The organism is Cellvibrio sp., from assembly GCF_053579595.1.
On sequence record NZ_JBRFPI010000151.1, the window covers coordinates 1 to 9,891 of the forward strand.

General features: G+C 50.1%; 8 protein-coding genes. 5 read left to right on the top strand and 3 right to left on the bottom strand.

The window, feature by feature from the left end:
- Positions 1 to 290: 290 nt before the first annotated feature.
- From ACWA6V_RS10855 to ACWA6V_RS10865, 3 genes are read right to left on the bottom strand one after another with little or no spacing between them, the layout of a single operon-like run.
- Positions 291 to 1,217: an ABC transporter permease gene (locus ACWA6V_RS10855; RefSeq protein WP_449522502.1), complete on the bottom strand. Its 927-nt coding sequence runs from the start codon at positions 1,215 to 1,217 to the stop codon at positions 291 to 293.
- 34 nt (positions 1,218 to 1,251) lie between these two features.
- Positions 1,252 to 2,334 (bottom strand): ABC transporter permease, encoded by a 1,083-nt coding sequence (locus ACWA6V_RS10860; RefSeq protein WP_449522503.1) that lies wholly within the window; start codon positions 2,332 to 2,334, stop codon positions 1,252 to 1,254.
- Positions 2,324 to 3,883, bottom strand: a complete 1,560-nt coding sequence (locus tag ACWA6V_RS10865) for an ABC transporter ATP-binding protein (protein ID WP_449522504.1) — start codon at positions 3,881 to 3,883, stop codon at positions 2,324 to 2,326. Before ACWA6V_RS10865 ends, ACWA6V_RS10860 begins: the two co-directional genes overlap by 11 nt.
- Before the next feature lie 255 nt (positions 3,884 to 4,138).
- On the opposite strand from ACWA6V_RS10865, the gene xdhA reads away from it, so the two are divergent.
- The 5 genes from xdhA to uraH are packed head-to-tail and all read left to right on the top strand — an operon-like array spanning position 4,139 to position 9,765.
- A complete protein-coding gene (xdhA, locus tag ACWA6V_RS10870) occupies positions 4,139 to 5,641 on the top strand; it encodes a xanthine dehydrogenase small subunit (RefSeq protein WP_449522505.1) in 1,503 nt (500 codons plus the stop codon).
- A complete protein-coding gene (gene xdhB, locus ACWA6V_RS10875) occupies positions 5,634 to 8,018 on the top strand; it encodes a xanthine dehydrogenase molybdopterin binding subunit (protein ID WP_449522506.1) in 2,385 nt (794 codons plus the stop codon). The genes xdhA and xdhB overlap by 8 nt, the downstream gene beginning before the upstream one ends.
- Complete coding sequence (gene xdhC / locus ACWA6V_RS10880) at positions 8,018 to 8,878, top strand: xanthine dehydrogenase accessory protein XdhC (protein ID WP_449522507.1); 861 nt, start codon at positions 8,018 to 8,020, stop codon at positions 8,876 to 8,878. Before xdhB ends, xdhC begins: the two co-directional genes overlap by 1 nt.
- Positions 8,879 to 8,904: 26 nt before the next feature.
- On the top strand, positions 8,905 to 9,405 hold the full coding sequence (gene uraD, locus ACWA6V_RS10885) for a 2-oxo-4-hydroxy-4-carboxy-5-ureidoimidazoline decarboxylase (protein WP_449522508.1): 501 nt from the start codon (positions 8,905 to 8,907) through the stop codon (positions 9,403 to 9,405).
- A 21-nt stretch (positions 9,406 to 9,426) separates the two neighbouring features.
- Positions 9,427 to 9,765, top strand: a complete 339-nt coding sequence (gene uraH / locus ACWA6V_RS10890) for a hydroxyisourate hydrolase (protein ID WP_449522509.1) — start codon at positions 9,427 to 9,429, stop codon at positions 9,763 to 9,765.
- The last annotated feature ends 126 nt before the right edge of the window (positions 9,766 to 9,891 follow it).

Here is a 9,891-nt window from a genome sequence, read left to right on the forward strand (position 1 = left end):
GCGCGCTTCATCGTGTTGGTAGGTCCAACCGGCATCGCCAATCGGGCTCACATACACAAAACCGACTTTTAGCGGCGCAGCAAAGACACTGGCGCTAAGAGTGAACAGCGAGGCTGCACCTAGCAAACGGAGAAAAGCTTTTCGTGTTAACAGAGTCATGATGGTTCCTCTTGTGGTGTAGTTGTTTGTTACTTCATCGTCATACCCGCGAACGCGGGTATCCATAAACATTAAAAATCTGGATACCTGCGTTCGCAGGTATGACGAACTATTTAGCAGCATTAAAAAAATTACTTCAGTGGATGATAGGGTTGCCCGAGCGAACGCGGCGCAAATAAGCCCTGATTCTTTTGGCGATACATCATCATCACCAACACAACAATCGTTACTACATAGGGCAACATGCCGACCAGGTTGGGCGAAATTTCGTAGCCATAACCCTGCAATAACAAATGCAGGATGCTCGCAAAACCAAACAGCCAGGCACCGAATAAAATGCGCACGGTGCGCCAGCTGGCAAACACCACTAGCGCCAGCGCGATCCAACCGCGCCCGGCAGCAATTCCCTCTGACCACATAGGTGTGTAAGCCAGTGATAGATAGGCACCGGCCAAGCCCGCCATGGCTCCACCAAACATAACCGCGCAGTAGCGCACCACCAACACTTTATAACCCAGTGCGTGGGCCACTTCGGGGTTCTCGCCAACGGCGCGGATAATTAATCCCAAACGTGTGTAACGCATCACCACAAATACAGCGGCAAATAAAATAAATGAGAGATATACCAATAAGTCCTGCGCAAATAATGCCTGGCCGATGAGCGGGATATCGCTTAAAAACGGAATCGCAATTGGCGCAAAACCAGTAACGGTTTGGCCTACATAAGCGGCGCCAAGAAAAGCGCTTAAGCCTGTGCCGAAAATGGTGAGTGCAAGGCCGGTGGCGACCTGATTGGAAATTAAGGTGAGTGCGATAAACGCAAAAATTAGCGAAACCACAATGCCCGCAACAACTGCCGCGAGTACGCCCCAGCCTAAACTGCTACCGGCGTAAGCAGCGATAAATCCGCAGGCGGCGCCCACTAAAATCATGCCCTCTTGGCCGAGGTTTAATACCCCCGAACGCTCCGACATCATCGCCCCCAGTGCCACTAACAACAATGGCGTTCCAGTGCGCACCATGGCGAAGAGAATATTTTCGATCAAACCTATATCCATAAAATCTTACCTGTGTTCTTAATTTTATTGCGAATTATTGAGTGATAGCTGAGGTTTTAACGCTGCGCGAATTCGGCACCACGCGATAGCTGATCAACAAATCGCAGGCGAGCAAATAAAACAGCAGCATGCCCTGGAATAATCCGGTGATGGATTTTGGTAAACCCTGATCGATTTGCGCCATCTCGCCGCCGAGATAAGTCAGCCCTAATAAACAGCTCGCGAGTAAAATTCCAAGTGGATGCATGCGCCCCATAAACACCACAATAATCGCCGCGTAGCCATAACCGAGTGAGAGCGTGGGAATCAGTTGTCCGACCGGGCCATTGGTTTCAGAAATCGCCGCCACACCTGCCATTGCACCACTGAAACACAGCAATAACCAGATCAGGCTTTTGCTTTTAAAACCGGCAAAACGTGCAGCGTTGTGGTTCTCGCCCATTACGCGCAATTGAAAGCCGAGTAGCGTGCGCGTGAGCACAACCCAAATCACCACCAACATAAACAGAGCAATAAAAATGGCGATGCTTACGCGATAATCCTCAAATAACACCGGCAATAATGTCTGGCTCGCAAACAGCGCCGACTCGGGAAAATTAAGTCCGTCTGGATCTTTGAGTGGGCCGTGCACTGCCCAGAGCAATAAATTTACCGCGATATAATTGAGCATAATCGTGGTGAGAATTTCATTGGCGTTGAATCGTGTCAGTAGAAGCGCCGCAATTGCCGCCCAAGCCATACCGGCGAGTGCACCGCTGGCGATAATCACCGGCAGTACCCAAAAGCCTTCGCTCTCTGCCAGTTGTAATGTCACCGCTCCACCAATTAGTGCACCAAAAACAAATTGGCCTTCCGCGCCTATGTTCCAAATTTTTGCTTTGAAGCAGAGCGTTAAACCAATCGCGCAGAGTAATAGCGGTGTGACTTTTACCGCGAGTTCAGAAAGCCCGTAGAGATCGCTAATCGGCGCGATAAAAAACGTGTACAGGCTACCGAGCGGTGGGCGGCCGAGTAATGCAAATAATAATGCGCCGGAGATGAGTGTTAATAAGAGCGCGAGCAGTGGCGATAAATACACCATCAGTTGCGAATCTTGCAGGCGTTTTTCAATTCGCATGGGCAACCTCCGCTGCTGTTGTGCCTATAGAGGGATTGCCAAAATTACCGGTCATCCATTGGCCGAGTTGTGCGAGCGGAACCTGAGCCTTGGGTGCGAGCGGTGATAAGCGTCCGCCGCACAATGCGCCGAGCCGATCAGCCAATAAATAGAGTTCGTCGAGATCTTCGCTGATCACCAAAATCGCTGTGCCTTTGTCGCGCAGTTTAATCAGCTCCTGATGGATTAAATTGGCCGCGCCTACATCAACCCCCCAAGTGGGATGAAAACAGACTAACACCTTTGGATTGTGCAAATTCTCGCGGCCGATAATAAATTTTTGCAAGTTACCACCGGAGAGACTTTTGGCGCTGGCCTCGGCGCTTGTTGCTTTGACTTTGTAAGTTGAGATGATCTCGGCAGCGCGCGCTTTTATTGCGGGCCAATTCAGCCAGCCGAATTTTCCGGTTTGGTTGATATAACTGGTTAACAAATTATTTTCGGTCAGACTCATATTGCCGAGAGCGCCGCGCCCGATACGGTCAGCGGGGACAACACCTAGCCCCATATTGCGCCGCTCCTGCACACTGGTATTGCCAATATCTTTTCCGTGAAAAATTAAACTGCCGCTATCGCTGCCCAGCTCGCCATTAATTAAATCCACCAATTCATCTTGCCCGTTACCGGCAACCCCAGCGAGGCCGAGAATTTCGCCCGCATGTAATTGCAATTCAATATCCTGCAAGTGAATAGCAAAGGCATCGCGCGGTTTTACTTCAATCTTATCGAGTGCGAGCAGGCATTCACCGGCGTTGCCAGCGGGCATGGTGTCTTGTAATTCCAATTCATCGCCGAGCATCAAGCGCGCCATTTCGCCAGGGCTGGTGTCGCGGGGAATACAGGTGCCCGTCACCTTGCCGCCGCGCAGTATGGTGGCCTTATCGCAGAGTGCATTCACTTCGTGCAATTTGTGCGAGATAAATAAAATGCTGCACCCTTTGTGCGCGAGTTTTTTTAATACCTCGATCAGCTGCGCTACCTCGGGGGGAGTGAGTACGGCGGTGGGCTCATCGAGAATTAAAAGTTGGATGTCTTGCAACAGGCAGCGAATAATTTCTACGCGCTGCTGTTCACCGACCGACAGGCTGTGTACGAGGCGGTCAGGATTTATCGCGAGGCCGTATTCATCGCCCACCGCAAGAATGCGTGCGCGCAGTAAATCGAGCGTGCCGTATTCTGCAGGCGTTAAATAGAGCGCGATATTTTCGGTCACTGTTAATGTTTCAAATAACGAGAAGTGCTGGAACACCATGCCCATGCCGAGTTGGCGAGCGTGAGCCGGGCCGGTGATGTTGACCTCGCGATCATTCCAGGTCATTTGCCCGGAATCGGGTTTTACTACACCGTAGATCATTTTCATCAGCGTACTTTTACCCGCGCCGTTTTCCCCCAGCAGCGCATGAATTTCCCCTGGCGCTACTTGCAGGCTCACCGCGTCATTCGCGATGCAGCCCGGATAGGCTTTGGTGAGGGAAAGCAATTCAAGGCGCATGGCCTTTTTTTCAGACATAAACCAACTCGCTCATAAACCTGACTATCTGGACAAAAAGATAGACTGGTTTGAGCAAATTGCATGCCAGCGCCGGTGAAATACCTGCCTTGGCAAAAAACTCATAAAAAATTGTCTATCTGGCCAGACTTTTGCTTTGTGTGATGGCGAGAGGATACAGAGAAGAGGCAGAACAAACGGTGTAGCTGAAATCGGCTATAACCATTTAAAGGTTTTGCGTCTTGCATCATGGGGCAATTTGTTGGAGGAAAGTCTGTGCGGTTGGTGGTGAACAATGTTCCAGTTGAGTTGGCGGAGGCAGCGGCAGATCTGACGCTGTTGCAGTATCTTCGTAGCCAGCAAAATTTGATGGGCACCAAAGAGGGCTGCGCCTCGGGTGATTGCGGCGCCTGCACGGTATTGGTTGGCCGCCAGAGCGCAAATACTATGGCTTACAGCGCGGTCAACGCCTGTATCTGCCCACTCGGCAGCCTGCAGGATTGCCATATTGTGACGGTAGAAGGTTTGGCTGCAGCGCCGCAAGAAATGCATCCTGTGCAGACGGCGATGGTGGAATGCCACGGTTCCCAGTGCGGTTTTTGTACGCCCGGTTTTGTTGTGTCGCTCGCGGGACTGCAATTGGCGGGCGGCGCGGATTTGGCCGAGGCTGATATTGCGGTGCAACGTGCAGCGGTGATTGATGCAATCTCGGGCAATTTGTGTCGCTGTACGGGTTATCGCCCGATTATCGATGCCGGCCTGTCCGTCCTTAAAAAACCTGCCCAAGTGGCCAGTTTTGTGCAAAATTGGGTGCCCCATGCACCTTTAGCGGGCATGAATGGCGAGCCTGCCAAGACTTGCAGCAGAAACTTGTCCGATGGCGCCAGCGATTATTGGCAGCCACATACCGAAGCGGCACTACAGCATTTGCTGGTTGAATATCCGCAGGCGCGCCTTGTTGCCGGTGGAACCGATTTGATGCTGGAAGTTACCCAGCAATACAAATCACTTCCGCAACTGATTGACCTTAACCGCATTGAAAGTCTTTGTGCAGTCCAGATCAATAATGATGAGATTGTTTTAGGGGCGGCGGCGAATTACAGCGCAATGGAAAAAGCGCTGGTTGATCACTCGCCAGAATTTGTTGCATTGCTCGCACGTTTGGGGTCGCGCCAAATTCGCAATCGCGGGACTCTCGGCGGAAATATTTGTAACGCCTCGCCGATTGCCGATGCTCCGCCTTATCTATTGGTGATGGATGCCGAGCTGGAAATAGTTGATAGCGCTGGTAATGCCCGCCGTGAATTGCTGACGAATTTTTATCGCGACTACAAAAAAACAACTTTAGTTGAGGGCGAATATCTTCCGCGTATTCGCATTGCACGCGCGCAACTTTCGCAGCCACTGAAATTATTCAAAATCACCAAGCGCTATGAAGACGATATTTCGGCAGTGATGGGTGCATTTTGTTGGAGTGGACAAACGTCTAACAAATTTAAAATTGCCTTTGGTGGCATGGCGGCGATTCCCAAGCGTGCCAGCATTACCGAACAATTTTTGAGTAACACTAGCTGGTATGTTGCTGGCGATGTCGATGAAGAGATTCTTGCGCAAGCCTGTGATTTGTTGCGCAGCGAATTCTCACCGCTGAGTGATGTGCGTGCCAGCGCTGCTTACCGCATGGCCATGGCCTGCAATCTGCTCAAAAAAGCTTGTTACGAATTTGCGGCTGAAGCCTCGGGTAAATCGATTGAAGAGAGGCTGTTTAACCATGCGTAGAATTGTTGTTAATTCGGAATTGTCGCCCGCAACTAATAAGAGCAATGCTGCCGGTGGTGTTGGTCATTCCATCGCGCACGAATCCGCACACAAACATGTACAAGGTGCGGCGGAATATGTGGATGATTTACCGCTTATACCAGGCACTTTATTTGTTGCCACCGGCCAATCCAGTAAACCCCATGCGCGTATTCGTGCGCTGGATTTGTCTGCCGTTAAATCTGCGCCCGGTGTGATCGATGTGATTGTGCAAAGTGATATCCCCGGAAAAATTGATGTCGCACCTGTGTATTCCGGTGATCCACTGCTCGCAGGTGATTTGGTGGAATTTATCGGCCAGCCAATTTTTGCAGTTGCTGCCACGAGTTTTGCAGCAGCGCAGCGCGCCGCACTCCTGGCAAAAATTGATTACGAAGAGTTGCCTGCACAATTAACGGTAGAAGATTCACTCGCCGCACAAAGTTTTGTATTGCCTCAGCACCAATTACTGCTCGGTGACCCGGATGTGCATATTGAATCTGCTGCACATCAATTAAGCGGCGAAATATATGTGCGCGGGCAAGAGCATTTTTATCTCGAAGGCCAAATTAGTGAAGCGCGCTTGACTGAAGATGGTGGTATTCATGTGGTGAGTTCGTCACAACATCCCACAGAACTGCAAAAATTAGTTGCTGAAGTGTTGGCGATTCCATTTCATTTGGTGGTCGCTGAAGTTCGCCGCATGGGCGGGGGATTTGGTGGCAAAGAGAGCCAGGCGGCGCCGCTTGCATGTATCGCTGCATTATTTGCGCTGCGCAATCGCCGCCCGGTGCGCTACCGCATGCCGCGCCGCGATGACATGATCCAAACCGGTAAACGCCACGACTTTTTAAATCGCTGGCGCGCGGGTTTCAATAGCGAGGGGAAATTACTCGGCGTCGATATGTTGCTCGCTGGCAAGTGCGGGTTCTCACCGGATTTGTCGGAAGGTATTGTTGATCGCGCCATGTTCCATGCAGACAATGCCTACTTTTTAAATAACGCGCGCATTCTCGGTTTGCGCTGCAAAACCCACACTGTTTCCAACACCGCCTTTCGCGGATTTGGCGGCCCAAAAGGCATGATGGCAATTGAAACCCTGTTGGAAGATATAGCGCGCAAACTTGGCAAGGACCCGCTTGATGTACGCAAAGCCAACCTCTACCAACCGGGTGCGGATGAAACGCCTTACGGACAAAAAATCGAGCAACATGTATTGCCGGTATTAATTGAGCGCTTGGAAAAAAGTTCTGACTATCGCGCTCGCCGCATCGCCATTACCGAATTTAATAACACTCATCGTACACTGAAAAAAGGCATTGCCTTAACACCGGTGAAGTTTGGTATTTCCTTTACTGCCAAGCATCTCAACCAAGCCGGTGCGCTATTGCAAATTTATACCGACGGCAGTTTGCTGATTAACCACGGCGGTACGGAAATGGGGCAGGGACTCTATACCAAAATCCAGCAAATTGTTGCCAGTGCGTTTGGTGTAAGTGTGCATCGCGTCATGGTGTCATCGACACGTACGGATAAAGTGCCCAACACTTCACCCACAGCGGCGTCATCGGGTACTGATTTAAATGGGATGGCGGCCAAAGATGCCTGCGACAAAATCAAAGCCGATTTAATGGCGTTTGCGTGTGAGCATTTTCAAATCACGGCGGAACAAATCCAATTTAACAATGATGTGGTTGTGCTCGGTGAACAGGAGTTGGCTTTTCCTGCATTTATCAAGCTCGCCTATCTCAATCGCGTTGCGCTGTCGGCAACGGGGCACTATCGCACACCCAAAATTTTCTATGACCGCGCCACCGCCAAAGGTCAGCCGTTTTTATATTTCGCCAATGGTGCAGCAGTGTCTGAAGTGACGCTCGATTGTTTGACGGGTGAATATAAAGTTGAACGTGTGGATATTTTGCATGACGTAGGTAAATCATTAAATCCGGCGATTGATATAGGCCAGATTGAAGGTGGTTTTATCCAGGGTATGGGTTGGCTGACCACAGAAGAATTATTGTGGGATGAAAAAGGCCGCATTATTTCCAATAGCCCTGCAAATTATAAAATTCCTACGGCGTTTGACGTGCCGGACATTTTTAATGTGGAATTATTTGATGAGCCGAACTTGGAAAACACCATTCATTTATCCAAAGCGGTGGGTGAACCGCCGTTGATGTTGGCGATCTCGGTGTGGGCGGCGCTGCGCGATGCCTGCAGCAGTACGACTAATTATCAATTCAGCCCGCGTCTGGATACACCCGCAACACCCGAGCGGATTTATTGGGCACTGCAAGACTGTGTTGCGTTTAATCAAGGTGGCGAATCAAAAACGTCAGTAACAAGAGGTGCAATCTAATGGCAATCCTCAACTGGTCATCGGCAATCCAACACTGCCAACAACGTGGCAACGGTTATGTGATCGCCACCATTATTAACACTCAGGGTTCAACACCGCGCGATGGCGGCAGCAAAATGGTGATCACCACCGATGCTACTTATGACACCATCGGCGGCGGCCAGCTGGAGTTTTTATTGGTGCAACAGGCGCGTGAACTGCTGACGCAAAATAAAACCTGCCAGATATTAAAACCTATTCCACTCGCGGCAGAAGCGGCGCAATGTTGTGGTGGCAATGTGACGGTAATGCTTGAAGCCTTTGCGGCCTGCAGTTGGCAGATCGCACTTTTTGGTGCCGGGCATGTATGCCAATCGCTGGTGACTATTCTTGCGGGGCTGCCGTGCCAGGTTCGGGTTATCGATAATCGCCCGGAATTAATGACCAATAGTTTGCCAGCGAATTGCCGCTACGAATTTTATGCCGATCCCACCGAAGCAATTGCGCACTTACCGGATGATGCCTGGGTAATTATTTTTACCCACGATCACGCCTTGGATTATGCACTGTGCAAAACATTGTTATCCGATCAGCGCTGGGCCTACGCAGGCATGATTGGTTCGCAGACCAAAGCGCTGCGTTTTCGCAAACGTTTGGTGGATGCCGGATTTGCAGCCCAAGCAATCGAAAAAATCTACAGCCCGATTGGTCTGCCTGAAGTAAAAGGAAAAATGCCGATGGAAGTGGCGGTATCCATAGCGGCGCAATTGCAAAGCTTGTATTACCAGCGTGTGCCAGTGCAGTCAGGGCACTCAACTTCATGGCGCGACATTAAAACGATTATGCAAGTGCAAAAGACAACGGGAATCTTGTGTGAATAGAGTGCGATTTTTAAAAGGATTGAATGATGACGCTAACTGAATTTAACGCCTTACCAAAAGAAGACGCTATGGCGGCGCTCTACGGTTGTTGCCATTGCCAATCCTGGGCAAAACATGTGGCTGAACGGCGCCCCTTTGCTAATTTGGAAAAACTATTGACTACTGCCAATTGTTTTTGGACGGGTGTGGAGGAAAAGGAAATTCTTGAGGCTTTTTCCGGCCATGCGCGCATTGGCGATATCGGTTTACTTCGCTCCCGTTATGCTGGGCGTGCCACGCAAGAGCAGGGGCAGGTATTGCAGGCGAGTGAAGCGGTTATTCAGGGGCTGTATCAGCTCAATAAGGAATATGAAGCAAAAAACGGTTTTATTTTTATTGTTTGCGCCAGCGGAAAATCGGCAGAAGAAATGTTGCGGTTACTTCAGGACAGAATTGATAACCCGCGTGAAGTGGAATTGCAAAATGGTGCGCGCGAGCAGGGTGAAATTACCCGTCTGCGCCTCGCCAAATTAATAGATACTTATTGAATGATTTACGGAAAACAGGCTATGAAAAAAGCAGCTATCACCACCCACATTTTAAATTTGGACGCCGGCAAGCCCGCCGCCGATGTGCGGGTCACTTTGCATCGTCTGGACACCAACCTGCCCATTGCCAGCGCCACAACCGATGCTGATGGCCGCATCATGCAGTGGGAAAATGATTTCACATTACAGGCTGGGTCCTATCTGTTGTATTTCGCCATCGGCGATTGGTACCTGCAGCAGGGGAAAAACAGTTTTTATCCGGAAATTCAAATCAGTTTTCAGGTGGTCAATGTGCAAGAGCACTATCACGTACCGCTGTTACTGAATGCCTATGGTTATTCAACCTATCGCGGCAGTTAATTTTTGGTGGTGAATTGAGTTTTTGATTTTCGCTTTCGTTTTTTCTTGTGTTAAGGCTGGTTATGACTGCTTCTGATGTAAGTGCATTTCGCGCGCGAATTTTACATTTTACTGATGTGCCTGATC

Coding starts and splice junctions, on each gene's coding strand:
- uraD (WP_449522508.1), top strand. CDS start 8,905: ATGACGCTAACTGAATTTAACGCCTTACCAAAAGAAGACGCTATGGCG.
- xdhC (WP_449522507.1), top strand. CDS start 8,018: ATGGCAATCCTCAACTGGTCATCGGCAATCCAACACTGCCAACAACGT.
- ACWA6V_RS10865 (WP_449522504.1), bottom strand. CDS start 3,883: ATGTCTGAAAAAAAGGCCATGCGCCTTGAATTGCTTTCCCTCACCAAA.
- ACWA6V_RS10860 (WP_449522503.1), bottom strand. CDS start 2,334: ATGCGAATTGAAAAACGCCTGCAAGATTCGCAACTGATGGTGTATTTA.
- xdhB (WP_449522506.1), top strand. CDS start 5,634: ATGCGTAGAATTGTTGTTAATTCGGAATTGTCGCCCGCAACTAATAAG.
- uraH (WP_449522509.1), top strand. CDS start 9,427: ATGAAAAAAGCAGCTATCACCACCCACATTTTAAATTTGGACGCCGGC.
- ACWA6V_RS10855 (WP_449522502.1), bottom strand. CDS start 1,217: ATGGATATAGGTTTGATCGAAAATATTCTCTTCGCCATGGTGCGCACT.